The 25,550-nt window shown below is 71.1% G+C and carries 22 protein-coding genes; 15 read left to right on the forward strand and 7 right to left on the reverse strand.

Annotated features, from left to right (window positions below; genetic code table 11):
- Window positions 1-144: 144 nt before the first annotated feature.
- Both ACIA6A_RS31765 and ACIA6A_RS31770 read right to left on the reverse strand, forming a co-directional pair.
- A complete protein-coding gene (locus tag ACIA6A_RS31765; RefSeq protein WP_396101646.1) occupies window positions 145-810 on the reverse strand; it encodes an SRPBCC domain-containing protein in 666 nt (221 codons plus the stop codon).
- A 55-nt stretch (window positions 811-865) separates the two neighbouring features.
- Window positions 866-1,756, reverse strand: a complete 891-nt coding sequence (locus ACIA6A_RS31770; RefSeq protein WP_396101647.1) for a bifunctional DNA primase/polymerase — start codon at window positions 1,754-1,756, stop codon at window positions 866-868.
- A 395-nt stretch (window positions 1,757-2,151) separates the two neighbouring features.
- Between ACIA6A_RS31770 and ACIA6A_RS31775 the strand changes: the two genes are divergently transcribed.
- Entirely contained in the window at window positions 2,152-3,300 is a 1,149-nt protein-coding gene (locus ACIA6A_RS31775; protein WP_396101648.1) for a hypothetical protein, read from the forward strand.
- 139 nt (window positions 3,301-3,439) lie between these two features.
- On the opposite strand, the gene ACIA6A_RS31780 is transcribed toward ACIA6A_RS31775, so the two are convergent.
- Entirely contained in the window at window positions 3,440-4,480 is a 1,041-nt protein-coding gene (locus ACIA6A_RS31780; RefSeq protein ID WP_396101649.1) for a beta family protein, read from the reverse strand.
- Between the two features lie 121 nt (window positions 4,481-4,601).
- On the opposite strand from ACIA6A_RS31780, the gene ACIA6A_RS31785 reads away from it, so the two are divergent.
- A complete protein-coding gene (locus ACIA6A_RS31785; protein ID WP_396101855.1) occupies window positions 4,602-5,891 on the forward strand; it encodes an AAA family ATPase in 1,290 nt (429 codons plus the stop codon).
- A gap of 1 nt (window position 5,892) precedes the next feature.
- On the opposite strand, the gene ACIA6A_RS31790 is transcribed toward ACIA6A_RS31785, so the two are convergent.
- Complete coding sequence (locus ACIA6A_RS31790) at window positions 5,893-6,741, reverse strand: SDR family NAD(P)-dependent oxidoreductase (protein WP_396101650.1); 849 nt, start codon at window positions 6,739-6,741, stop codon at window positions 5,893-5,895.
- A gap of 122 nt (window positions 6,742-6,863) precedes the next feature.
- Here ACIA6A_RS31790 and ACIA6A_RS31795 point away from each other — a divergent pair, with 122 nt between their 5' ends.
- Both ACIA6A_RS31795 and ACIA6A_RS31800 read left to right on the forward strand, forming a co-directional pair.
- Complete coding sequence (locus ACIA6A_RS31795; protein WP_396101651.1) at window positions 6,864-7,718, forward strand: helix-turn-helix transcriptional regulator; 855 nt, start codon at window positions 6,864-6,866, stop codon at window positions 7,716-7,718.
- Window positions 7,719-7,749: 31 nt separating this feature from the next.
- Window positions 7,750-8,088, forward strand: a complete 339-nt coding sequence (locus tag ACIA6A_RS31800) for a YbaB/EbfC family nucleoid-associated protein (protein ID WP_396101652.1) — start codon at window positions 7,750-7,752, stop codon at window positions 8,086-8,088.
- Here the strand turns inward: ACIA6A_RS31800 and bluB are convergent.
- Complete coding sequence (gene bluB / locus ACIA6A_RS31805) at window positions 8,074-8,709, reverse strand: 5,6-dimethylbenzimidazole synthase (protein ID WP_396101653.1); 636 nt, start codon at window positions 8,707-8,709, stop codon at window positions 8,074-8,076. The two genes, ACIA6A_RS31800 and bluB, sit on opposite strands and share 15 nt — an antisense overlap.
- A 345-nt stretch (window positions 8,710-9,054) precedes the next feature.
- On the opposite strand from bluB, the gene ACIA6A_RS31810 reads away from it, so the two are divergent.
- The 7 genes from ACIA6A_RS31810 to ACIA6A_RS31840 all read left to right on the forward strand — a co-directional run bounded on the left by ACIA6A_RS31810 (window position 9,055) and on the right by ACIA6A_RS31840 (window position 18,283).
- Window positions 9,055-9,723, forward strand: a complete 669-nt coding sequence (locus ACIA6A_RS31810; RefSeq protein WP_396101654.1) for a hypothetical protein — start codon at window positions 9,055-9,057, stop codon at window positions 9,721-9,723.
- A 51-nt stretch (window positions 9,724-9,774) separates the two neighbouring features.
- Window positions 9,775-10,506, forward strand: a complete 732-nt coding sequence (locus ACIA6A_RS31815; protein WP_396101655.1) for a GntR family transcriptional regulator — start codon at window positions 9,775-9,777, stop codon at window positions 10,504-10,506.
- Between the two features lie 82 nt (window positions 10,507-10,588).
- A complete protein-coding gene (locus ACIA6A_RS31820) occupies window positions 10,589-12,061 on the forward strand; it encodes an NCS1 family nucleobase:cation symporter-1 (protein ID WP_396101656.1) in 1,473 nt (490 codons plus the stop codon).
- Window positions 12,058-12,789, forward strand: coding sequence for an aspartate/glutamate racemase family protein (locus ACIA6A_RS31825; protein WP_396101657.1), 732 nt, complete (start codon window positions 12,058-12,060; stop codon window positions 12,787-12,789). The genes ACIA6A_RS31820 and ACIA6A_RS31825 overlap by 4 nt, the downstream gene beginning before the upstream one ends.
- Window positions 12,786-13,313, forward strand: coding sequence for a GNAT family N-acetyltransferase (locus ACIA6A_RS31830; protein ID WP_396101658.1), 528 nt, complete (start codon window positions 12,786-12,788; stop codon window positions 13,311-13,313). The genes ACIA6A_RS31825 and ACIA6A_RS31830 overlap by 4 nt, the downstream gene beginning before the upstream one ends.
- Complete coding sequence (locus ACIA6A_RS31835) at window positions 13,313-14,056, forward strand: SDR family NAD(P)-dependent oxidoreductase (RefSeq protein ID WP_396101659.1); 744 nt, start codon at window positions 13,313-13,315, stop codon at window positions 14,054-14,056. Before ACIA6A_RS31830 ends, ACIA6A_RS31835 begins: the two co-directional genes overlap by 1 nt.
- 39 nt (window positions 14,057-14,095) lie before the next feature.
- On the forward strand, window positions 14,096-18,283 hold the full coding sequence (locus ACIA6A_RS31840) for an AAA domain-containing protein (RefSeq protein ID WP_396101660.1): 4,188 nt from the start codon (window positions 14,096-14,098) through the stop codon (window positions 18,281-18,283).
- Between the two features lie 135 nt (window positions 18,284-18,418).
- Here ACIA6A_RS31840 and ACIA6A_RS31845 read toward each other — a convergent pair whose 3' ends face one another.
- Entirely contained in the window at window positions 18,419-19,420 is a 1,002-nt protein-coding gene (locus ACIA6A_RS31845; RefSeq protein ID WP_396101661.1) for an NADP-dependent oxidoreductase, read from the reverse strand.
- A gap of 127 nt (window positions 19,421-19,547) precedes the next feature.
- Between ACIA6A_RS31845 and ACIA6A_RS31850 the strand changes: the two genes are divergently transcribed.
- Both ACIA6A_RS31850 and ACIA6A_RS31855 read left to right on the forward strand, forming a co-directional pair.
- The gene (locus ACIA6A_RS31850) at window positions 19,548-20,132 is read left to right on the forward strand and encodes a TetR/AcrR family transcriptional regulator (protein WP_396101662.1); all 585 of its coding nucleotides are present in this window, start codon (window positions 19,548-19,550) and stop codon (window positions 20,130-20,132) included.
- Window positions 20,133-20,227: 95 nt separating this feature from the next.
- On the forward strand, window positions 20,228-21,238 hold the full coding sequence (locus ACIA6A_RS31855) for an alkene reductase (protein ID WP_396101856.1): 1,011 nt from the start codon (window positions 20,228-20,230) through the stop codon (window positions 21,236-21,238).
- A 137-nt stretch (window positions 21,239-21,375) separates the two neighbouring features.
- Here the strand turns inward: ACIA6A_RS31855 and ACIA6A_RS31860 are convergent, their stop codons facing one another.
- Entirely contained in the window at window positions 21,376-22,974 is a 1,599-nt protein-coding gene (locus ACIA6A_RS31860; RefSeq protein WP_396101663.1) for a restriction endonuclease, read from the reverse strand.
- A gap of 374 nt (window positions 22,975-23,348) precedes the next feature.
- On the opposite strand from ACIA6A_RS31860, the gene ACIA6A_RS31865 reads away from it, so the two are divergent.
- Both ACIA6A_RS31865 and ACIA6A_RS31870 read left to right on the forward strand, forming a co-directional pair.
- Window positions 23,349-25,127 carry an EAL domain-containing protein gene (locus tag ACIA6A_RS31865; RefSeq protein WP_396101664.1) on the forward strand — a complete coding sequence of 593 codons (1,779 nt, stop codon included), beginning with the start codon at window positions 23,349-23,351 and terminating at the stop codon, window positions 25,125-25,127.
- Between the two features lie 19 nt (window positions 25,128-25,146).
- Complete coding sequence (locus ACIA6A_RS31870; RefSeq protein WP_396101665.1) at window positions 25,147-25,536, forward strand: cupin domain-containing protein; 390 nt, start codon at window positions 25,147-25,149, stop codon at window positions 25,534-25,536.
- Window positions 25,537-25,550 lie beyond the last annotated feature (14 nt).

The raw sequence follows: 25,550 nt of genomic DNA on the forward strand, positions 1-25,550 counted from the left end.
ACACGACACGGATCCGTATCGCGCCTGCCCACACCCGCCCGCTGCCCCGCCCTGACGCGGGCTTCCCGGCCCAGGGCTTCCCGGGCCAGCGCTTCCCGGTCAGGGCTTCCTGGGTCAGGGCTTCCTGGGTCAGGGCTTCCCCGGTCAGGGCGCGGGGGTCTCCGCCGTGGTCACCCGGGCGTTGCGGGCCAGCGGCGCCCAGCGTTCGGCCCAGCGCTTGCGGACCACCTCGAAAGCCGTGTCGTCCAGGCCGTACGTGGAGATCGTGACCTCCAGCCGCCCCGCGCCGCGGCTGTCCAGCGTCTCCCGCCCGCCGGCGACGATGAGGTGCCCGTCGTCGTCGACCAGCCAGACCGTCCGGTCGCCGTCGCGGGTGATGTCGCCGCACATGGCGTTCAGCACCTGCGGCCAGGTGCCGGCCCCGGTCAGGTAGATGGTCCGGCGTGCCCCCCGCGGCCGCTCGACCAGGAGGAACCGCAGTTGGCGCAGGAAGGTCCGCCAGCCCTCCTCCACCGCGTCGTACCGCTCCGGATCCGCGTCGGACCCGTCCCGCACGGCCCGCACCCGTGTGCTGCTGTCATCCCCGGTCACCTCCAGATAGGACCCGTCGGCCCACCCCATCCGCTCAGGCGCGAGGAACGTCGCCTCGCTGACAAAAATGTGCTGGATCTCGGCGTCCAACCCGTCGTAGTCCCACCCGAACCATTGCCGCAGCACCGCGGGCTGCGTAACGGCATCCCACACCTCGTCGCGGCCGACGGGCAGGCTCATCTCGACGTGATAAGACTTCGGCGTCTCTCGATCGGTCACGCCCCTATCCTGACGGTAACTCAAGGACTACGCCACGCGATCTTGCCCTCTTTCTTCACGTGTCGTGCGTGCTTCTCGGGGTCTCCGCCTGAAGCCCCCGGATCGGGTGGAAGTGTTCGCACGTATAGCTTCCGGCGTTCAGGCCCGAGCGGATCGTGCGCGCTGTCTCCACCCGGCCGAGCCCCGCCCAGGCGGCGGCCGCGGTCAATTCCCGGGTCGCCGTCGCGTGGTCCAGCACGCCGGCGCCGACCAGCCGTCCCAGGGCGAACGCGGCCCTGTTCAACGTGTCGTTCCGGGTGCCGATCGGTGCGTGCGCGACCCGCTCGACCTCGGCTCCGAGGGCGACCGCGGCATAGCGTTCGGGGTGAGCGATGTGGCGGCCGGGCCGACGGTCGCCGTCCCGGTGGGGTGGCCCGGGCCCCGCGATCAGGCCTTCCAGCGTCGAGGTCACGGTCGGCAACCCCGCATCGGGCCGCACCACCCAGCGATAGCGGGCTCCGCTCGCATGCCGTGACGGGGGTGCGAGCACGTATCCGCCGGTGCCACGCCAGTCGACTCCGGGGAGCAGGGCGACGCGGTTGCCGTGCCCGAGGGGTGCGAACCAGAAATGCCAGCCGCCACCGCCGGTACGGACCTGAGGCCCCGAAGGCGGCACGCCGCCCAGGACATGACGCAGACCGTGCCATCCGCCGAGGGAGTCGACGTCGGCGACATCCATCACGACACCGGTGCGGAGCCCGACGTTCGCGTCGGGCCAGCGTGTCCACCACGCCGTGATCCGGTGCGGGTCGGTGCTCGCCTCGGTCAGCCCGTGCCGCAGCCGGGGGTGCTTGCCGGCCCGGTCGCAGCTGCGCCCGCACGAACATGACCCGCCGGGAGCGGGCGTGTGCACGGGCAGGACCGGGATCCCGTGCCGTGCGTACGCGAGTGCTGCCTGGACCTTCATTCGAACAAGTGTGCCATTTGAGGTGGCGGTGTGGGAGTGGCTTGGTGTGCGCGATGAGCGCGCGGTCGAACGTGGTGGATCCGGTCGTCTTGCGTGTCATTCGATCACCCACTTCTTCCCTGCTCGGCCGGCCTGCGATGTCGTCGACGGGGGCCAGCGTACGAGGCTCCGGGCGGACCGCCGGCCGGTTGTCCACAGGGCGCCGGAGCGGTCGGGCGGGGTTGTCCACAGGGGGCAGCGGGTGCTTGGTGATCCCGCTTATGCTGCCTTCGCATCCGGCCGGCGGGACCGTGCCGGCATCGATCGAGGAGTGGGTCGCAGTGACGAATGAGCCGCATGACGTCCCAGCGCCCTCCGCCGCGACACCGACCGGGAGCGCCGGGCCGGTGCGGCCGATGGATGAGTCGAATGCGTTGCCGGGCACCACTTCGGGCCGCGCTCACGGGGAGCCGGCGGGCGGCGGTGTGAACGTGGCGCCGGGCGACAACGTGGCGGGCCGGGGTGCGGATCCCGCTCGCGACGATGTCATGGACCCGGCCCTGGGCAACCCGGCGGATCTGGATCCGGGCCACCCGCCGTATGCGCCGCCGGGCCGTCAGGCGTTGACAACCTGGGCCCCGGCGAGCACCGCCGGCCTGGGCAATACGACGGGCCTGGGCAATACGACGGGCCTGGGCAATACGACGGGCCTGGGCAGTGCGACGGGCCTGGGCAGTGCGACGGGCCTGGGCAGTGCGACGGGCCTGGGCGGCGGGGTGGGTCTGGGCGGTGCCGCGGGCCCGGGGAGTCCGGCGGGTCCGGGTGGTGTGGCTGGTCTGGAGACCGTCGTGTCGGGGGACGGGCGGCGGGGCAGGCCGGTGCGGGTCGGCCGGGGGCTGTCGAAGGGGCTGGTCATCAGCTACTTCGCGGGCGGGCTGACGTTGCTGCTCCTGGGCACGGTCACGGTCTTCTACCTGGTGGTCCGGTCCCTCGGTCCGGACACCCCCGAGGACACGACGATCAGCGTCTCGCGGGGGAACGGGGCGTCGTCGTCGGTGGGGCCGTCGGTGAAGCCTTCGGTGAGACCTGAGGTGACCAGGGCTTCCGCTACGCCCGAGGAGGTCGAGCCGTCCGATCCGGGGCGGGCGCGGTTCGGTCCGCAGCGGCTCGCGAACGGCAAGCCGTTTCTGATGACCGGTGAGAACAACTCGAAATTCGAGGTCACCGTCATCGCCGGGAAGTTCCACAAGGGTGCTTGCGACATCTACTCGGTCAAGCCTGAGGAGGGTGGCTACCTGCCGGTCACGCTCAAGGTGAAGGTGCTGGAGGGCGAGCCGGAGATCAGTGAGTTCGCGTTCCGCTACGAGAAGGCGGACGGGTCGTGGCTGCCCTCGGTCGGTGGCAGTGGGTGCGAGACCAGCAGCAGCTACGGCGGCTTCCTGCGGCGGTTGTCGGCCGGGCGGACGTATTCGTCGTCGGTGGTCTTCGACGTGCCGGCCAGGAAGGGGGAGATCGTCTTCGTCTATCCGCTGCTGGACGTGGTCGCAGCGTGGAAGATCGGCTGACGCGGGCCCGGCCGCCGGCGAGGACTGCGCGGGTGGCCAGAGCGCGCGGGTGGCCAGGGCGCGCGGGTGGCCAGGGCGGGCGGGTGGCCAGGGCGGGCGGGTGGCCAGCGCTGCGCGGGTGGTCAGGCTGCGTGGGTGGTCAGGCTGCGTGGGTGGTCAGGGTGTGCAGGACGTGGGCGATGTGGTGCGACGTGCCCCAGGCGATCCAGCCGGCCGGGCTGCCGCCGCCCATGGCGCTCCTGGCCCGGCGGGCGATCTCCGCGTCGCCCCAGGAGAAGCGGGCTCCCTCGGACGGCCACTGGGGGGACGTGACGATGGCTCGGCACAGGTCGTGGCAGCGGTCGTCGCTGCGTGCCCCGCGGCGTGACCATCGGTAGATCCACCAGTCCGCGTCCGCCGTGTAGCGCAGGGTCGGCAGTTGACGGTGGTGGACACCGTCACGCCGTACCGGAGAGGTCACTCCGTAGTCGGCGTAGCCGACGCCCGGGGCACTCAGCCGCGACCACACCTGGGCGTCGAGCCGGCCGACCGGGACCGGTTCGTCGGTCGGCAGGTCGTCCAAGTTGGGTGGCATCGCCCCCGCCGCGATCGTGACCGACCGCCAGGGCTGGGTCCCGGCCCAGCGCAGCACGTGCCGGGCCCGTTCCTCGAAGCGGTCCGCGTGCGCCGCGCACGCGGTCTCGGCCAGGTCGATCAGCAGGTCGACGCGCTCGGGTTCGAGGCCGGAACCCGCGAGCAGCCGCCCGGTCGTCCCGGTCGCCTCGGCCGCGTTGCGGACGTCGAGGTGCGGCTGGAGCCGCAGCATGGCCCGCTTCAGGTGCATGCGTGCGGCCAGCCCGTGCTCGGCCAGGCGACGGCCGCTGTCTCCCGCTCGCAGTACCGGCAGCATGGGTACGCCGATGGCGGCCAGTTCCTCGGCGAGGTCGAGTGGCGGGGAAGCGAGCGGGTCGGCGGGGTCCGCGATGGCGGCGAGGTCGACGCCGAGGGCGCCGGTGCGGGGTGGGATCTGCTTGATGAGCTGCGGTAACCGGTCGTGTGGTCCCAGTTCGACGATGGGCATGACCCGGCGTGCGGCAACCGCGTCCAGGTGGTGCAGGGCGGTGAGCTCGCCCCGCCGTGGACGCAGAATCGGCCGGTACGTGCCGTCGTCCACGGCCTCGGCCGCCATGAATACGGGCATTCACTCAAGGTAGCTGCAGATCGCCGAGAGTGGACAATACGTGCGCGTTTACTCACTCTTGGTGAAGACGTTTTTGTCGGAGGTACGGGTTACGGTGATCGGCGTGACGGTGACAACCCCCCTGGAAACGCCGGGTACCGAGGCGAAGCGGATCGTCGACGCCGTGCTCGAGGATCTCGCGACGTCGGCGCATCGCGGCATCGTGGTCGACTCGCCGCCCGGTGCCGGCAAGAGCACGCTCGTCGTGCGGGCCGCCGGGGTGCTCGCCGCCTCGGGGGGTCCGCTGATGATCGTGGCGCAGACCAACGAGCAGGTCGACGACCTGATCGAGCGGCTCGCGACAGCCTCGCCCGAGCTGGGGATCGGCCGGCTCTCCGCCGTGGACTACGCGGCCTCCGAGCGGGTGCGGGCGCACCCCGCCTGCCGGGTCGGCGCCAAGGTGGCCGACCTCGGGGGTGCGAAGGTCACCATCGGCACGGCCGCGAAATGGGCCACGGTCACCGAGGGCACCTGGTCCTGGGCGATCATCGACGAGGCCTACCAGATGCGCTCCGACGCCCTGCTGCGCGTGGCGCCGCGGTTCGAGCGGGCGCTGTTCGTGGGCGACCCGGGGCAGCTCGATCCGTTCTCGACGGTCGAGGTCGACCGGTGGACCGGCCTGTCCTGGGATCCGATGCAGAGCGCCGTCGCCGTCCTGCTCCGGCACAATCCGGAGCTACCCGTCCATCGGCTGCCGGTCTCCTGGCGCCTGCCGGCGTCTGCGGCCCCGGTGGTCGCGAAGGCTTTCTACCCGTTCACCGGCTTCCGGTCCGGCACCGGTCCGGCCGACCGTCAGCTCTCTTTCGGGGTGCCGTCCGCGTCGCCGATCGACGACGTGCTGGACGTCGCGGCCGCGACCGGCTGGGGCCTGCGCGAGTTGCCGGCCCGCTTCACCGTGCGCACCGACGCCGAGGCCGCCGCGGCGTGCGCGCTGCTCGCCACCCGGGCGCTGGCCCGGGACGGCACCAGTCACTCCGAGGCGGGCACCCGGCCGTTGACCGCCGACCGGATCGCGATCGGGGCCGCCCACCGCGACCAGGTGGCGGCCATCCGTTCGTTCCTGCCGCCGGAGGCCCGGGACATCACCGTCGACACCGCCAACCGGCTGCAGGGCCGGGAGTACGACCTGACCGTGGTCCTGCACCCGCTCTCGGGCCGGCGCGACGCCACCGCGTTCCACCTGGAGTCGGGGCGGCTGTGCGTGCTGACCTCCCGCCACCGGCACGCCTGCGTGGTGGTGGCCCGGGCGGGGATCGCCGAGCTGCTCGACGCGCACCCGTCCACCGAGCCGATCCACCTGGGGGTGCCGGTGAAGTTCCCGGACGGCTGGGAGGCCAATCAGGCGATGCTTGCCCACCTCGCGACCCGCTGAGCTAGCTGATGAGCGCCTCGGTGGCCTGCCACAGATTCCTGGCGACGGCCGGGTCCTGGCCGGCCCGGCTGGGCCTGCGGACCAGCGGGTATCCCGTGAAGCTGAACAGGCCGTCCGGGCCGACGTACGCGTTGCCGGGGACGTCCTGGGTGGCCGCGTACAGCAGTGGCAGCGCCCCGCGTTCGGCGTCCTGGACCAGGAACGGGAGCCGGTTGACGAAGCCCAGCGGCGAGTGCGAGACCAGGCCGGTCCGCGCGACGCCGGGGTGCGCGACGACCGAGCGGACGTGGCTGCCCGCGGCGGTCAGGCGGCGCTGCAGTTCCAGCGAGAACAGGACGACGGCGAGCTTGGAGGACTCGTAGACGGCCAGCCCGTTGTACGTACGGGTCCGCCAGTCGAGGTCGTCGAGGGCCAGTTTGCCGAAGCGGTGCAGCTGACTGGACACCGTCACCACGCGGTCGGTGATCCGGGGCAGCAGCAGGTTGGTCAGCAGGAACGGTCCGAAGTAGTTCGTGGCGGTCTGCAGGTCCAGGCCCTGTGCGGTGCGGGCCGCCGGGATGTCCATGACCCCGGCGTTGTTGATGAGGATGTCGAGGTCGCCGGGGAACGTGCGGGCGAATTCCCGTACCGAATCCAGGTCCGAGACGTCCAGGTGCCGGATCTCGAAGTCGCCCCGCATGCCGCTCACCGCCCGGCGGGCCTTGCCGGCGTCGCGGACGGCCAGCACGACGTGGGCGCCGGCGCGGCCGAGTTCGCGGGTGGTCACCAGCCCGATGCCGGCACCGGCCCCGGTGATCACCACCGTCTTCCCGGTCAGGTTCGGCAGTTGGTCCGCGGTCCAAGGGGCCATGAGATCCTCCAGAGGTGGGTGTCCCCCCAGTAGAAACGCCTTCCGCGGGCGGATGAAGGACCTGCTCAGCCGCTGAATGACAGGGCGTGGCTAACGGCCGTCGCGTGGCGGACGATGGGGAGATGGTGGATACGACACTGGACCGCGACGGACTGGCCGCCTTCCTACGCGGTCGCCGCGAGGCCCTGCAGCCCGAGGATGTCGGGTTGCGCCGTGGTGCCCGCCGCCGCACGAACGGGCTGCGCCGCGAGGAGGTCTCCGAGCTGTGCGGCATGTCGGCCGATTACCTGGCCCGGCTGGAGCGGGGCAGCGGATCCCAGCCGTCGCAGCAGATGGCCGCGGCGATCGCCCGGGGCCTGCGCCTGACCTCGGACGAACGGGATCACCTGTTCCTGCTGTGCGGGCACCGCCGGCAACCGCGGCAGGTGCGTGACGCGCACATCAGCCCCGGTCTGCTGCGGGTCATGGACCGGTTGCAGGACACCCCGGCCCAGATCATCGGCCCGGTCGGCGAGACGTTGCAGCAGACGCCGCCCGCCGTGGCGCTGCTCGGCGACGAGACGCGGTACACCGGTCCGGCGCGCAGCGCGCTCCATCGCTGGTTCACCGATCCGACCGCCCGCGACCGATACCTGCCCGAGGACCATCACCTGCACAGCCGCGTCTACACCGCCATCATGCGGGCCGGTGTGACCGCGCAGGGCCCTGATTCGCCGGCTGCCGCCGTCGTGGCCGGGCTGCGGGACAACGCGGAGTTCGCCGAGTTGTGGGGCCGGCAGGAGGTGGGCCTGCGGTGGAGCGGCGCCAAGCGTTTCGTGCACCCCGAGGTGGGGCGGATCGATCTGTTCTGCCAGACGTTGCTCGACCCGGACCAGGGGCAGTCGCTGCTCATCTTCACCGCCACCCCCGGCACCGAGAGTCACGAGAAACTCGCGCTGCTCACCGTGCTCGGCGCCGACACGTTCGCCGGTTCCTGACACCGTCGCGTCCGGGGTCTACGGTTGCACCATGTCCGATGAGACGGGTATCGATGCGGCGGGCTTCGACGTGGCCGGTCTCGACGCCGCCGAACGCCGCGTCGACGAGTGGGAAGCCGACTTCGTCCAGCGGACGGCCCGGCGGGCGGCGACCCTGGTGACGGCTCGCAACGACGACGGTTCCATCGCGGTGACCATGAGCGCCTCCGGCAAGCTGCTGGAGCTGCACCTGGCGGAATCGACGCGGCTCCAGCCCGCGGCCGAGACCGCCCGCGAGATCCTGGCAATCCTCAACGACGCCCAGACCACCGTCGCGGCCCGGACCGGATCCGCGATCCTGGGGGTCTCGGCCCCGTCATTCTGTCCCTGACCGCCAGCGGTCCCGGTGCAGGGCCGCGGCGAGGGGCCGCCGGGTCCGCCAGCCGTGTCGTTCCAGGTCCGGGGTCTGTTCGAGGTGGGTCACCGGGCCGAGGCAGAGCCAGGCCACCGGCCTGATCCCGGCGGGGACGCCGAGCAGCTCACCGAGGAATTCCTCGCGGTAGAAAGACACCCAGCCGACACCGAGGCCCTCCGCCGTCGCCGCCAGCCAGAGGTTCTGGATGGCGAGGCAGACCGAATAGAGGCCGGCGTCCGCGATGGCGTGCCGGCCGAGGACCGCGGGGCTGCCCCGGCCGGGGTCGTAGGTGACCGCCACCGAGAGCGTGGATTCCAGGATGCCGTCGATCTTGATGCGGGCGAAGCGTTCGGCGGCCGCGGGGTCGAGAGTGGCGTCGAACGCCTTTCGTTCCTGCTGGACGTGCCGGTGGAAGTCGTTCTTCACCGTCTCGTCGCTGATCAGGACGAAGTCCCAGGGTTGGGTGAGCCCGACGCTCGGGGCGGCGTGGGCGGCGGCCAGGATCCGGTTCAGGGTCTCGGCGGGGATGGCGGCACCGGTGAATTGGGCGCGGACGTCGCGGCGGCGGTGGATCGCTTCGTACAGGTCGGTGATCATCTGCAGGCTCCCGCCGCGCTCGACAGCCGAAAGGCCAGACTCTAACTCACCGTGGATGTTCTCGGTCCGGTCACCATCTCGAAATATGGATGCGTTTCACTGTCAATTAGAGGACTGATTCGCGAGCTGGCATGCAACTTGCAGGAGCGGTTCGCCCTGCAAGTTGCATGTTCGCGAGTCCCCGGACCTGCTGCTCCAACGTCGCCGCGCCGGTTTGACCGTCCTGCCGGTTTTCATTCATGGACGATTCTGAGATCCCAGGAGAAGTCTCTTCCTGTCGATCTCCGGAGGTGCCACTCTTCTAGCCAGACGTAGCGCCAGCGACACGGACGGTGGTGGTCTTGAATGCGTCCCGACGTTCTGGTCGGTCCTAGCGACTGGGTGGTCGAGCAGTTCGGTGACAAGGTAGCCGCTGAACTCTGGACCCGGGTGCCGGAAGCTCTGAGCACAGCGATCGAGCGCGAAGTCACGACCCATCCCTGTATGACGCAGACCGCCGAGCGGGTGCTGGCCAATCCCCGGTGGCCGCTGCCGTACGAAGAACTCGTGCTGTTCCTGGGCACCCTGCCCGGCGCCGAGATCGTCAGCGTGCCGCGGTCCATCTATCAGCTCGTGGTCATCAACGGCCACGTCGTGGTGCCCTGGTGCTACGGCCAGTCCGCGCGTGACTCGATGCGCGACGCGCCGGTCGGCCGGTCGTTCGGCCGCCTCGCCCGGGAGCTGCTGGGCCGGTTCGGTCCGCCGTGGCGGCGCTCGCAGGTGGAGGCGCCGCTGCCGCTCGACGCGGTGGACGAGCGCGAGGTCTCCAAGATCTGCTCGGCGATCGCCCGGATGGACCCGGTCCCCGAGGTTGTCATCGCCGGGTACGCGGGCGCACCCCACCTGGGTCTGCTCCGCGCGTGCCTCGGTGAGGTCAAGTCCACCGACAACGGTGCTCTCAACTGGAGTCACCTCGACGACCTGCCGCTGCCGCCCCCGGTCATCCCACGGCCCCGGCGCCTCCAGTTCCCGTAGGAAACACAGCCCTAACGCGGCGGGAATAGGGTCTCCCTCTGGGAGGTGCCGATGCCCAATCCCCGCGTACGGTCGGTGCTGCTGTCCCGCCTGGGCACCAGGCCCCAGGCCGGTTCACAGGGCAGTTCGCAGAGCGAGATCCTGGCCGAGCTGCGCCGCTGCATCCTCGACGGGGACGTGCCGCCGGGCTCGGCGATCCCCGTCGACGGGGTCGCGGCGACGTTCGGGGTGAGCCGGATCCCCGTACGCGAAGCCCTGATGACGTTGATCGGTGAAGGTCTTGTCGATCACCGGGCGCGCACCGGCTATCGGGTGGCCAAGATGACGCCCGGCGAGTTCGGCGAGATCTACCTGGTCCGGGAGGCGCTGGAGACCGCCGCGATGCGGGTCGCCATCGGGCTGGCCGGCGAGAGCGACGACGCCGAGGCCCGATCCGCGTACGCCGCGCTCGGCCGGGCCGTGATCGCCGGTGACGGCCGCGCGCACCATCGGGAGAGCCGCCGTTTCCACCTGGCGCTGATCCGGCCTTGCGAAATGCATCGTCTGCTGCACATGCTCAGCACCGCGTGGAACATGACCGAGCCGTTGCAGCCGATGTCCCATATGGACGCCACCGAACGGGAGCTGTTGCACCGCGACCACGACGGCATGCTCGCTGCTTTCCTCGCCCGCGACACCGAGGCGCTCATCGAGGTGTGCGAGGCGCACCATCGTCGGTTGCAGCGCTACATCGCCCGGCTGCCGCACGACCTGGGCCTGTTCCACGAAGACCACGAGGGTTAGATATATCCCTCCGCATACACGCCGGTAACAGCGCGTTCCTAGGTTGAGCTGCATCGAAGCCGCTCGACCTCCAGGAGTGGGCATGACCACCAGCAACGACATCGTCGAAGCCGCCGGAATGCCGGTCGGTGCCGGACTCATCAAACCCGGATACGATCCCCGCCTCACGAACGAGGACCTCGCTCCGCTCAAGAAGCAGTCGTGGGGCTCGTACAACATCTTAGCGTTCTGGATGTCGGACGTGCACAGCGTCGGCGGGTACGTCACCGCGGGCAGCCTGTTCGCCCTCGGCCTGTCCAGCTGGCAGGTGCTCGTCTCGCTGCTCGCCGGCATCTCGATCGTCTACTTCTTCTGCAACCTGGTCGCCAAGCCGAGTCAGGCCACCGGCGTGCCGTACCCGGTCATCTGCCGCACCGTGTTCGGGGTGCTCGGCGCGAACGTGCCGGCCATCATCCGGGGCGCGATCGCCGTCGCGTGGTACGGCATCCAGACCTACCTCGCCAGCGCCGCGCTCGACGTCGTGGTGCTCAAACTGTTCCCGTCGCTGCTGCCCTACGCGGACGTGAACCAGTACGGCTTCCTCGGACTCCCGCTGCTGGGCTGGTGTTCGTACGCGGTGCTGTGGGTGCTGCAGGCCGCGGTGTTCTGGACCGGCATGGAGACGATCCGCCGGTTCATCGACTTCTGTGGACCCGCGGTCTACGTCGTGATGATCGCGCTGTCCGGATACCTCATCTACAAGGCCGGCTGGGGCAACATCAACCTCAGCCTCGGCGAGGTGAAGTACACCGGCTTCGACGCGGTGCCGGTCATGCTGGGCGCGATCGCGCTGGTGGTGTCGTACTTCTCCGGTCCGATGCTCAACTTCGGTGACTTCTCCCGGTACGGGAAGTCGTTCACGGCGGTGAAGACCGGCAACCTGCTCGGCCTGCCGGTCAACTTCCTGTTCTTCTCGATCCTGGTGGTCGTCACGTCGTCGCTGACCATCCCGGTGTTCGGCGAGCTGATCACCGACCCGGTCACCACCGTGGCCCGGATCGACAGCACGTTCGCGATCGTGCTCGGCGCGCTGACGTTCACCATCGCCACCATCGGCATCAACATCGTCGCCAACTTCATCTCCCCGGCGTTCGACTTCTCCAACGTCAGCCCGCAACGGATCAGCTGGCGGGCCGGCGGCATGATCGCCGCGGTCGGATCGGTGCTGATCACCCCGTGGAACCTGTACAACAACCCGGACGTCATCCATTACACGCTGGAGACGCTCGGTGCCTTCATCGGACCGCTGTTCGGTGTCCTCATCGCGGACTACTACCTGGTCAAGAAGCAGCACGTGGTGATCGACGACCTGTTCACCATGAAGCCGGAAGGCGCCTACTTCTACCGCAAGGGCTACAACCCGCCGGCGATCATCGCCACCGCGATCGGTGCGGTCGTCGCGATGGTGCCGGTGCTCTGGAGCGGCGGACCGGGCATGCACACCACGGCCCAGTACAGCTGGTTCATCGGGATGGGGCTCGGCTTCGTGAGCTACCTGGCCCTCGTCCGGAAATGATGCTCGTACGGGTCATCAACCCCAACACCACCGCGGCGATGACCAGGTCGATCGAGGACAGTGCCCGGGCCGTCGCCGGTCCGGGCACGCATGTCGAGGCGGTCAACCCGGCGATGGGACCGGCGTCGATCGAGAGCCATTACGACGAGGCGCTCAGTGTCCCCGGCATCCTCACGGAGGTCGCGCGGGGCGAGAACGAGGGCGTGGACGCGTACGTGATCGCCTGTTTCGGTGATCCGGGCCTGGACGCGGCCCGGGAGCTCGCCCACGGCCCGGTGGTCGGCATCGCCGAGGCCGCGATGCACGCGGCGGGGCTGCTCGGTCGCGGTTTCAGCGTGGTCACCACCCTGGACCGTACGAAGGGCCGGGCCTGGGAGCTCGCCCACCGGTACGGAGCGCCGTGCCGAGGGGTGTACGCGTGCGACATCCCCGTTCTCGACCTCGACAAGGACCCGTCGGTGCTGGACCGCGTCGTCACGCTCGCCGAGTCCGCGCTGCGTGCCGACGACTCGGACGTCCTCGTGCTGGGTTGCGCGGGCATGGCCGATCTGGCGGCCCGGGCCTCGGCCCGGCTCGGCGTCCCGGTGGTGGACGGGGTGGCGGCCGCGACCCTGTTCGCGCAGTCCCTGGTCACCATGGGTCTGCGGACCTCGACCCGGACCGAGTACGCCCGGCCGCCGGTAAAGAACTACACAGGACTGCTCCGTCCGTGGAAGATCGACCGGTGACGACTCTGGAAACCGAACGCCTGTCCCTGCGTCAGTGGCGCGACGACGATCTCGACGCGCTGGCCGCGATGAACGCGGACCCCGAGGTGATGCGCTACATCCTCGACGGCGCGGTCCGCGACCGGGAGCAGAGCACCGCGGCGCTGCGCAAGTTCGTCGGGGACTGGGCGGCACAGGGGTTCGGCCTGTTCGCCATCGAGGTCCGGGCCACCGGGAGGCTGGCCGGCTGGGCCGGTCTCACGGTCCCCGCCTTCCTCCCGGAGGTCATGCCCGCGGTAGAGATCGGCTGGCGCCTGAACAGGGAATCCTGGGGCCACGGCTACGCGACCGAGGCGGCCGCCGAAGCGCTGCGGTTCGGCTTCGAGGAGCGCGGCCTGGACCGGATCATCAGCATCCGCCACACCGGGAACAAGCGGTCGGCCCGGGTCATGGAGAAACTGGGCCTGACCTACGAATCCACCACGGTGGTCCCGGTGTACGACCAGCCGGTCGCCATCCACGCGATCTCCCGTCCGGCGCGCTGATGAGCTGGTACGTGGTGACCGGCGGCGGCCGCGGCGTCGGCCGGGCGATCGTGGAGCGGCTCGTCGCCGACGGTGGCAACGTGGCGGTCATCGAGGTGGCGCAGGCGGCCCTGAGCTGGGTCGACGCGCATCCGGCGGGGGAGCGGATCGTGCCGGTCATCGGGGACGCCGGCGATCCCGCGGTGGCCGCCCGGGCCGCCGCCGTGGGGGAGCCGCTCGCCGGCTGGGTCAACAACGCGGCGGTGTTCCAGGACGCCTGGCTGCACGAGGACCCGGCGGCGGTGCTGACGCTGATCAACCGCAACCTCGCCCCGGTGGTCGCCGGGTGCGCGGCGGCGCTCGGCGCGGGCTGCCCCGCGATCGTGAACGTGTCGTCGCACCAGGCCCAACGGCCCGTTCGCGGGGCGCTGCCGTATGCCACGGCGAAGGCGGCCGTCGAGGGCCTGACCCGCGCGCTGGCCGTGGACTACGGCCCCCGCGGCGTACGGGTGAACGCCGTGGCCCTGGGTTCGATCGCCACGGAACGCTCGGACGCCTATCTGGAGAGTCTCGGCACCGCCGGGGCGGATCATTTCGCCCGTGAGATCGCCCTGCTGCAACCGCTCGGGCGGCTCGGGCAGCCGGGTGAGGTCGCCGATGCCGTCGCGTTCCTGCTGTCCGCGGCGTCGAGCTTCATCAACGGCGCGGTGATCCCGGTCGACGGGGGCCGAGCCGCCCAGGGGCGCGACCCCGAGGAGGCGTGATCGTCCCGGGGCGGGACCGGACGGGTTAACCTCCGAACCATGTCAGAGCCGCAGCGGGAGTCACCCACCGTCATCCGGGACCGGGCTGTCGCCGTCGCTGACTACCTGCTGGCAGTGCGTGCTCACATGGAGCGTCCGGCCCGCCTGGTGCCGGGTGACGCGCACTGGCTCGGCGGCCTTCCCGCGCACCCGGACTGCCAGGTGGGTCCCGGCGAGGAGGGTGCCACGTGGCTGCGCGTCGGCCTGCCGGAGCTGCCCGGTTCGCCGCCGTTCCCGGCCGGGCTGCGCCGCCGGCTCAACGAGCTCGACCATCCCGGGGACGAGCCCGGCGCGGAGGACGGCGACGGGTTCGAGGCGTGGCGGGACGAGGTGTGGCGCCCGTGGGTCGCGGTCAGCCGGGCCGCCGAGCAGACGCGTACCCTGCACCGTCAGCTCTTCGACCGGATGCACCAGGTCGACATGACCGCGGCCACCACCGAGCTGGTCTGGGGCCACGGCATCCTCGAGACCGTCGTCGACGGCGAGCGGGTGCGCTATCCGCTGGTCGCCACGCCGGTCGTCATCGAGTATCAACCCGACCGCTCGCTGATCACCGTGTCGCCGCAGGGGCCGAGCCGGTTGCAGACCGACGCCCTCGCCGGCCTGGACGAGCGTTACCTCGGCCAGCTGCTCGGCCTCGCCGGTCCGGCCGGGACGCTCGAGACCGATCTGTGGAACGACCTCGAACGCCGCGAACTGTTCGAACGGGCGCTCGGCCGCCTCGGTCACGACCGGGTCGTGGTCGCGGACGGCACCGGCGTCTCAGGTACGCACATCGTGGACACCGGGGTGCTTTTCACCCGGCCCAGGCAGCGGCTCCTGCGCGGCTTCCTCGAGGGCCTGCGCGACCGGCTGCTCGCCGGGGATCTGTCGAGCATCGGTGCGCTGTCCGCGATCGTCGCGCACGAGCCGAGCCGGCTGCGGATGCCGGACGACCGGCCCGAGGACTGGCAACGGGTCGGGGAACGCCTGCTCATGCCGTTGCCCACCAACGAGGCGCAGGAGTCGATCTCGCGCCGGCTCGCCCAGCACCGCAACGTCGCCGTCCAAGGGCCGCCCGGCACCGGCAAGACCCACACCATCCGCAACCTGATCTGCCACCTGATGGCGAACGGCAAGCGGGTGCTGGTCGTCGCGCAGAAGGAGGACCCGCTGCGGGTGCTGCGGGACGGCCTGCCCGAGGAGGTCCAGGCGCTGTGCCTGGCGGTACTCGGGCGCACCACCGATCAGCTGGTCCAGCTGCAGCTCGCCGCGCGGGAGCTGTCCGACCGGGCCGCGACGCTGGACCAGGCCGCCGAGGCGCGGCGGGTCGAGCGGATCACCGGCCGGCTGGAGGAGGCGGAGCGGGACCTGGCTCGCGCGCTGGGCGGGCTGCGGTCGATCGCGGCGGACGAGGCCGCCACGTACGCGATCGACGACGCCCCGCTCTCGCCCGCCGAGGTGGGCGCCTGGCTGCGGGAACACGGCGCCGCCCACGGCGGGATCCCGGACCCGGTCACACCCGGTGACGAGCCGCCGCTGAGCGCCGTGGAGTTCACCCGGCTGCTGGAGCTGGCCGCCCGGCTGTCGCCGGCGGATCGCGCCGCCGCGGTCCGGGAGCTGCCCGACCTCGCGGTCCTGCCGGACGCGGCCCAGGCCAAACAGGACCGGGCCGATCGGGCCGCGGCCGCCGAGCGGGTGTCACGCCTGGCGGTGGCCGGGGTCGACCCTGATCCGGTACGCGACCTGGGCCCCGAAACCGTCACCGCGCTGCTGGACAGCCTGCGGGACGCGGTCGCGTGGCTGCGACGGCGCGAGGGCACGTGGACCGACCGGCTGGGCCGGCTGCTCGCCGACCCGCACTGGGCAGCGGTCTGGACCGACCATGTCGCCGCCACCGAACGGCTGCAGTCGGCGCTCGCGGACCTGACCCGGGACCTGGCCGGTCACCGCATCGTGGTGCCGCCGGCGCTGGCCGGGGAGCCGAAACGCATGCTGGCGTCGCTGGCCGAGCTGCGGGCCCGGTTCGCGGCCGGCAGGGGCGTCCACCGGCTGCTCCAGGCGGCGCTGTTCAGGCTCGCCGACGAGGTGCGCGTGGACGACGAGCCGCTGCGCGCGGTGGCCGACGTCGACCTCGCCGTGGCCTGGGTGCGCCGGGGCCAGGCCCAGCGCCGGCTGGGTGAGCACTGGACGGAGTGGATCCAGCGGCTCGGGATCCCGGCGCGGGACGGTGACCCGCAGGTGTGGGCCGGCGGCCTGCTCGCCGAGGCGGCCCAGTCGCTGGCCTGGGACGCCCGGCAGTGGCCTGTCCTCTCCGCCCGGCTGTCCGCGCTCGTGCCGCAGGAGGACCTCGACCTCGACGCCACCCGGCTCGCGCAGGTCGCGGCGCTGCTGGACGACGCGCCCGTGGTCTTCGAGCTGGACCGGCTGGACGCCGCCGACCGGGCGGTGGCGGACGGCCTGGCACCGTGGCCCCGGCTCGCCGCCGCCTGGCGTGGGCTGGACGGCTGGGACGAGTCGCTGGCCGAGACCGGGCGGCTGCTCGCCCTGCGGTCCGAGGTGACCGATTTCCTGGAGCTGCGGGACCGGTTGGCCGCGGTCGCGCCGATCTGGGCCGGTCAGGTGGACGCCGGCCGGGTTCCCGCGGTCTCCGGTGCCGCGTGCCTGAGCGCGTGGCGGTGGCGACAGGCCCAGACATGGTTCGACCAGGTGGTCGGCAGCGTCGACCCGGCGGTGCTCAACCGGCGCGTCGAGCTGGGGCGCGACCGGATCCGCCGGCTGACCGCCGATCTCGTGGTGGCGTCGGCGTGGCTGGAGGTCTCCCGGGCCCTGGACGACCGGCGGCGGGCCGCGCTCGCGGACTGGACCACCGCCCTGCGCAAGATCGGCAAGGGCACCGGGCGCAGCGCCGCCGCCTGGCAGGTGCACGCCCAGCGGGCGATGGCGTCGGCGGTCGAGGCCGTACCCGTCTGGGTCATGTCGGTGGACCGGGCGATCGAGCAGTTCGCCGGCGGCGCGCACTTCGACGTGGTGATCGTCGACGAGGCGTCCCAGGCCGACCTCTTCGCGCTGCCCGTGCTGTCGCTGGCCGACCGGGCCGTGGTGGTCGGCGACGACCAGCAGATCGGGCCGCAGCTCGGTTTCGTCGGCCCGGTCACCGGTCTGATCCAGAGCCACCTGGGCGACGTGCCGTCGGCCGAGCACTTCGACCCGGAATCCTCGCTGTACGACCACGCGGTGCGCCGCTCGCCCGAACGCATCCTGCTCACCGAGCATTTCCGCTGCGTGCCGCAGATCATCGAGTTCTCGTCGCGGCACTATTACGACGGCAGGATCCAGCCGTTGCGGGCCGACCGGTCCGCCCTCGAACCGGTGCGCACCCAGCACATCCCCGACGGTGTGCGCACGCCGCTGGCCCCGTTCGGTGACGTCAACGTGCCCGAGGCGGACGCGCTCGCCGACCGGGTCGCGCGGATCGTGGCCGACCCGGCCTGCACGGGGAAGACGCTCGGCGTGATCAGCCTGCTGAGCACCAGCGGACAGGCCGGATACCTGCTCGCCAAGCTCCGCGAGACGATCGGCGAGGACGAGATGGAGGCCCGTCGCCTGCGCGTCGGCGACGCCTACACGTTCCAGGGCGACGAACGCGACATCGTGCTGGTGTCCATGGTGGTCGCGGACCGCGACGGGCGGCTCGCCGCGTTCACCAAGCGCGACTACCACCGGCGGGTCAACGTGGCGGCCTCCCGGGCCCGGGACCAGCTCTGGCTCTTCCATTCGGTACGGGCGTCGTCGCTCAACGCCGACGACGCCCGCGGCCTGCTGCTCACGTACGCCCAGAACCTCGGCATCGCGAAGGCTCCGGTGGACCGGAAACCGGAGAACGACTTCGAGCACGAGGTGCTGCGCAGACTGACCGGGCGCGGTTACCGGCCGACCCCGCAGTTCCGGATCGGTGGCTACCGCATCGACTTCGTGCTCAACGCCCCGGACGGGCGCCGGTTGGCGATCGAGTGCGACGGGGACGCGTACCAGGGCCCGGAGCAGTGGGAAACCGACATGCGCCGGCAGGCGGTCCTGGAGCGGGTGGGCAATTGCGTCTTCGTCCGGATCCGGGGCAGCATCTTCGCCCGCGAGCCGGAGGCGGCGCTACGCCCGCTGTGGCACCGTCTCGACGAACTCGGCATCACCCCGGAGGCACCACGCTGACCTGCCCGGCGACCGCCACCACCTGCTCCCGGCTCCGCCCTCGGTGCACACCGTGGACCTGGCGATGCTTCGTGCCGAGCGGCGCCGGATCCTGGCCACGGATGCGCCGATCCCGTCTCGGATGGCGGTTGGTGATCAGATCATCGAGATGACGACTTTGCCTCTGGTGGTGCCTTTGGCGATGTGCTCGAGGGCTTGCGGGGTGGCGGCGAAGGGGAAGACGCGGTCGACGACCGGGCGGATGGTGCCGTTCTCCACGAGGGCGGTGATCTCGCTGAGTTGTTCGCCGCTGGCCCGCATGAACAGGAACGAGTAGCCGACTCCGCGCTGGGCGGCTTTGCGTCTGGTCTGCAGGCTGAGCAGGCGGGTGGCGATCTTGAGGACGGGGTTTCCGTCGATCTCGCGGGCGAAGTCGGGGTCGGGGGGCCCGGCGATGCCGATGACCTTGCCGCCGGGTCTGAGGATGCTCATCGATTTCGCGACGCTGGCCGGGCCCTGGCTGTCCAGGACGACGTCGTAGCCCTCGAGCTGGGTGGTGAAGTCCTGGGTGCGGTAGTCGATGACGAGGTCGGCGCCCAGGTCTTCGAGGAAGTCGGCGTTGGCGGCGCTCGCGGTGGTGGCGACGGTGGCGCCGAGGTGTTTGGCGAGTTGGATGGCGATGGTGCCGACCCCGCCGGAGCCGGCGTGGATGAGGACTTTCTGGCCGGGTCGCAGGTTCGCGCGTTCGACCAGGGCCTGCCAGGCGGTCAGGGCGACCAGGGGCAGCGAGGCCGCCTCGGTCATGGTGAGGTTGGCGGGTTTGAGGGCGAGGTCGTTCTGGTGCACGGTGAGGTACTCGGCGAAGGTGCCGATCCGGTCCTTGTCGGGGCGGGCGTAGACCTCGTCGCCGGGCTGGAACGCGGTGACGCCGGTGCCGACGCTGACGACGACGCCGGCCAGGTCGTTGCCCAGGATCAGCGGCAGGCGGTAGGGAAGGATGAGCTTGAACTCCCCTGCCGCGATCTTGGTGTCGAGCTGGTTGACGCCGGCGGCGTGAATGCGGACCAGGACCTCCCCGGCCGCGACGGCGGGTTCGGGTAGTTCAGCGAGCCGGACGCCCTGTGCACTGTTGTACCGGTCGATGACGTAGGCCTTCATGGTGTTCTCCGGGTGGTGAGGACGCCGGTGACGGGCGCGACACGGGCTGACCGGGTCAATTGTATTATGGTCGTAATCCTAAAAGGCCGGAACATGACATGTAGCACCCGTCGGGTAAGGGGGGGTCGTGGCGCGCTACGGCAAGGAGCACAAGGATGAGACGCGGCGGCGCATAGTGCAGAGTGCTGGGCGCCGGTTGAAGAAGGGCGGCCTGGACGGTTCGGGCGTTACCGCGCTGATGGCCGATGCCGGGCTGACCAACGGCGCCTTCTACGCGCACTTCGCGTCCAAGGACGATCTGGTAGCCGCGACCGTGACCGACCAGCTCCAGCAGCAGCGGGAACTGCTGCAACAGCTCGCGGACGATCCGGACGGGTTCACCCGGTTCGTGCACGGATACCTGTCACCCGGGCACCGCGACGACGCCGAGGGTGGGTGCCCGTCCGGAGCGCTGCTGGATGAAGTGGCCCGCAGCTCACCGGCGATCCGTCAGGCCTACAGCGCGGGCATCCTCGGTGTGGCCGACGACCTGGCGGCCCTGATGGCGCCGGGCGCCCCCGCTGCCGGGCGGCGCAGGGCCCTGGGGTGCATCGCGATCCTCGTCGGGTCCCTGCAGCTGGCCCGCGCGATCGACGACCCGCAGGAGTCCGCGGCCGTGCTCGCCGAGGGCGCGCGGTCCATCTCGGTGCTGCTCGCCGCCCCGGAGGGCTGATCCCGCCCGGGGTGCCGGATCACGCCTGACCAGGTGTGTGCGCTCCGGCACCCTTGCGCCCTATTTAAAGTACGATCCTCATATTACTGAGGGTGATGTCGGGTCACCTGCCACCTCCCTCCTCCTCTCTGTGGCAGCCGTACACCCTTGGCAGATTCGAACTGACACACCGGCTCGCGCTGGCACCGATGACCCGCAGCCGCGCGAACGCCGACGGCACCCCGTCAGAGCTAGCGGCGCACTACTACGGCCAGCGCGCCTCCCTTGGCCTGGTGATCACGGAGGGCACCCAGCCGTCCGCGGACGGCCAGGGATACCTGAACACCCCGGGCATCTACACCCCGGAGCAGGTCGCCGCCTGGAAGCCGGTCGCCGACGCGGTGCACGACAACGGCGGGTACCTGTTCATCCAGCTGATGCACGTGGGCCGGATGGCACACCCGGACAACACGCCGCATCACCATCAGCCGGTGGCACCGTCCGCGATCGCGGACGGCCAGGACATGCTCACTCCGGCCAAAGCTATCGCCGCAGGTGCCGACGGGGTGGAGATTCACGCGGCCAACGGATACCTGCTGCACCAGTTCCTGTCCCCGAACGCCAACCAGCGCACCGACGAATACGGCGGATCGGTGCAGAACCGGGCCCGGTTCGTCATCGAGGTCGCCCGGGCCGTCGCGCAGGAGATCGGCGCCGACCGCACCGGTATCCGCATCTCCCCGGCGTTCCCCCTCGGCGGACTCGACGAGGGCGACACCGAAGCGGTCCGCGCCCAGTACCGGTACCTCGTCGGGGAACTGGCCGACCTGGGCCTGGCCTACCTCCACGTCCACCACCTCGGCGACGACGAACTCCTGCGCTCGCTGCGCGATGCCTGGCCGACCGCCGTGCTCGTGGTCCGCTACGGCCGCGATCGCGAACAGATCGCAGCCGACATCGACGCCGGCCTGGCCGACATCGCCCCGCTCGGCCGATACGCGCTGGCGAACCCCGACATCGTCGAGCGGTTGCGCACCGGCGCCGCCCTCAACGAGATGGACCCGGTCACCCTCTACGGCGGCGGCACGGCCGGCTACACCGACTATCCGACCCTCACCCCAGCCTGACCCACCACACGAGCAGGGAAACATCCTGACCTCACTCAACGGCGCCGTCGTCCTCATCACCGCAACCGGCTGCGCGACCTGGCCACGCTCGGCATCTACGTCCGGCTCGGCGAGGAGCCCGCTGCCCGGGATGGGGTTCACGCGGGCCTGGCGCCGGCCTCCGGCTCGATCCGGGCCTTGATGCCGGAGTGCTCGACCAGCAGGTTGAGCAGGGCCGGACCGTCGAGCAGTTCCACCGGGCGGCCGGTCACCTCGTCGTGGGCGGCGGGCTCGAAACCGTCGGTGGCGACCAGGATGCCCTTGGTCGCCCCGGCGGCGGTGACCGCGTCGGCCAGCGACATGGCCGTGCCGGCGTCGACGACCCGGCCGCGTACGGCGTGGATGACGACCGGGCCACCGAAGACCGGGCGGGGGTCGCCGGCCAGCCAGCGGCCGTCCTGAGCCGTGCCCATCGACAGGCCCATGGTGCAGAACAGGTCGGCGATCGTCTGTTCCCAGTCGGCCACCGACATAGTGGTGAGGTTGGGGCGCTCGTCGATGTCGGCGAGGACGTTGAACTCCTGGGTGAAGTCGTTGTCCGCCTCGCGGTCGAACTCCAGCACCGGGGTGACGCCGTCGAGCTGGTCCGGGGTGCCGGAGAGGTCGCCCTGCAGGTGCCGGAGGCAGGCGACCGGGTCGACCCGGCGCAGTTTGATGGCCGCGAACGTGTCCCGGGCGGTGTGCAGCGAGACCAGGCACGGGCGGACGAACTGCCCGGTGCGCCGGTCGATGGTGTCCACGATGCCGTTGAACAGGACCTTGCCCACCAGGCCACCGCGGTCCGCCTCGATGATCTCGTGCACGGTGCGCAGCGCCACCATCGCGATGATCTCGGTGTACCGGCTGCGGATCTCGTTCTCGTCGCGGGGCACGGCGAGCAGGTCGTCGCGGACCCGGTCGTAGCGGTACTCCTTGACGACCGGGACGACCTCGGCCGGGGGGAGGTGGTACTCGACCAGGAGGTGCTGCTGTTTCGGCAGGTAGGCGAGCCGGAAGTGCTGGGGGAAATCGTCGGGGTACACGGAGTTGCCGAGCACCATCGCGAAGTACTCGACCACCGACGCCGGGTCGGCCGCGGCCACCGCCTCGGCGAACCGGTCCACCTCCGCGTTGTACGCGAGCAGCTTCTCTTCGTGCCGCTTCTGCTGCTCCTTGTACCGCAGTTCGCGCGCGGCGAGCTGGCGTTCGCGCCGCTGCTCGCTCTCCGCCCACTGGGCCCTGGCCTGGTCGAAGGCGCGCCGGGCGGCGGCCACCTGCTGCTGGTGCAGGCGCTCGCCGCCGAGGATCTTGCCGACGCCGCGGGGCTCCGGCGGCGCGTAGCTCGGCCAGGAGGGCTCCGGGGCCGGCCGGCCGAGCGGGCCGGGGTCGAACCGTGGCGCCTCGATCGGCTTCTTGAACCGGTCGAGGTCGATGTGGTCGTCGACGTCGAGGGTGGAGAGCAGCAGCGTGTCGAGGTCCGACAGTCGGGCCCGCACGTCAGCGTTCGCGGCGGCGGCATCGGCGGTGCGCGCCTCCGCGTACAACCGGCGGTGTTCGCGCTGCCGTTCGGCGTCGGACGCGGCCTGCTGAGCCGCGGCGATCGCCAGGTCGGCGTTGCGCCGGATCAGCTGTCGTTGCTGGGTGGCGGCGGTGCGGGCCCGCTGCTCGGCGGCGGTCCGCGTCGCCTGTGCCCGCTGCACGTCCCGAATGATGCCCATGCGTCGCCCTCGCTGACGTCTGTCTTGTCCTGGCCCCCGTGCCCAAACCGACACCATATCCACCGCTTCGCGATCACGGCGCGGGGAGGGCGGGGCCGGGCCGCATCGGCCATTGTTGCTCATGGTTCCACTGTCACCACTCGCAGTAACTGTCTGTCATGGATCTCTGCGTGACGGACCGCTTTCGCAGCGCAGGGAATCGGTCATCCGATCGGTTGAAATCGTGCTCTGATCGGCGGAGAACAGCCTGTTCTTTGTGTTCCGGGCCGAGGTGCGAAAACATTGGGGTCGTACGCCCCCTGTTACATCGACCGGTGACAGGTCGTAATAGGGCGGGAGGATCGTTCACTCGGGAGGGGAGGTGGTGGCCGCGTATGACAGCTCCGGACGAGCGTTTCCCGCGTCCGCGCGCGTTGCGGAACCGCCTTGCCCGCCGGCCCCGGCTGACGCCCAACGCGGCGCCGAAACCGGCACACCTGCCCGAGGCGCGGACGCCCGTGGACGATGAGGTCTGGTTCCTCTACATGGCCGACGGTGACCGGGTGGTCTGGTCCGACGGCCTCGCCGTGCTGCTCGGGATGCCCGGGTCGGACCTCGGCCGGCCCGGTGGCGTCGAGTTCACCCGCGCGCTGCTGACCCGGCACGTGCACCGCGACGACCAGGCCAAGGCGCTCGGCTCGATCACCCGGGCCTGGACCACCCGCGAATCCGTCCGGACCACGGTGCGGCTCCTGCGCGCCGACGGCGGCTGGTTCGACGTCGACTGCCGCCTCGAGCCCATCGCCGGGCACGACGGCGTGGTCAGCGGCATCCGTGGCGCGCTGCGCGACGTCTCGGTCCGGGAACGCGCCCGTCGCGAGGTCGCCCGGCTCACCCGCCGCGGCGAGACCGTGCAGGCCTCCATCATCGATCCCGACCCCGCCACCGGCCTGCTCACCCGGGCCCGTTTCGCGGACGAGATCGACCGGGCCCAGCGCCGCGGCGGGGGAGCGGTCCTGGTCGTACGCGTCGAGCCGGACCGGACCGGCGCGACCCGCCAGGACGACGAAGCCGAGCTCCTGCACCGGGCCGCCCGCGTGCTCGAAGGCCTCGCCCAGCCCGACAACCTGCTCGGCCGGGCCGGCCCGAACGAGATCTCCGTCCTGCTTCCCGGCGCGTCCTGGGCCATGGCCCGCCGCCAGGCCGACCTGTTCGTCGAGGCGCTGCGCACCCAGCCGTTCGTCCTGCCCGACAGGTGGGTGCACGCCCGGGTGTGGGCCGGGCTGGTCCGGTTCCGCCCGGACGGCGAGGCGAGCAGCCACGACCTGCTGATCGACGCCGAGCACGCCTGGCGCCAGGCCCGTGAAGCCGGCCGGCCGGTCGTGCTGGTGCCCGACCCGGTCCCGGCCAAGGACCGCCAGGGCTCCTACCGTGACCGGGTCGCGGCCGCGCTGGGCACCGACCGGTTCACGCTGTTCGCCCAGCCGATCCTCGAGCTGCAGACCAACCGGGTGCTGCGCCACGAGCTGCTGCTGCGCGTGCTCGACGAGAACGGCACGCCGCAGTCGCCGATCCAGGTCCTCGACACCGCCGAACGCCTCGACGCGGTCTACGACATCGACCTCTGGGTGGTCGAGCACGCGCTCGCGCTCGCGGCCTCGCTGCCCACCAACGCGTTCCAGATCAACCTCTCCGGGCGCACGGTCGGCGATCCGCGCCTGACCGCGGAGGTCGAGGCGCTCTTCGACCGGTACAAGGTAAACGCCGAGCAGCTGACGTTCGAGATCACCGAGACCGCCCTCATCAGCAACCTCAGCGAGGCCCGGCACTTCGCCGACCGGATCCGGGACCTCGGCTGCCAGCTCGCGCTGGACGACTTCGGCTCGGGGTACGCCTCGTTCCGCTACCTGCGGATCTTCCCCATCGATCTGGTCAAGATCGACGGGGAGTACGTCAGCAACCTCGTCAACAGCGCTCAGGACCAGGTCCTGGTGCAGGCGCTGGTCCAGGTCTGCCAGGCGTACGGCATCCACACCGTCGCCGAGTACGTCCAGGACGAGCCGACCCTGCGGATGCTGCGCGAGTTCGGCGTCGACTTCGTCCAGGGCTACCTGATCGGCCGGCCGGAGCCGGTGTCGACTCTCGGAGCGGGAACCCGGTTACGGTCGTCCTGACTGTGGGTATGCGATCGGTATGGAGCACTTCACGATCGCCACAGTCGCCGAGAAGAATCCGGACTTCCGTCAGGTCCTCTGGACCGGCAAGCACACTCAGCTCGTGGTCATGACGATCCCGCCGGGTGGCGAGATCGGCGAGGAGGTCCACGAGGTGGACCAGATCCTCACGTTCGTCAGCGGGGTCGGTGAGGCGAAGGTGAGCGGTCAGACCCGCAAGGTCGCCCAGGGTGACCTCGTCGTGGTGCCGGCCGGGCACAAGCACAACTTCACCAACGACGGCCCGAACCCGCTGGTCCTGTACACCGTCTACGGCCCGCCCGAGCACGCGCCGGGTGCCGTCCACAAGACGAAGGAGCAGGCGGACGCCGCCGAGGAAGCCGGCAAGGACGAGCCGCCGCAGAGCTGAAGCGCCGTGCCGGG

Origin of the sequence: Actinoplanes sp. NPDC051494, from assembly GCF_044454705.1 — a bacterium.
Lineage (GTDB): Bacteria > Actinomycetota > Actinomycetes > Mycobacteriales > Micromonosporaceae > Actinoplanes.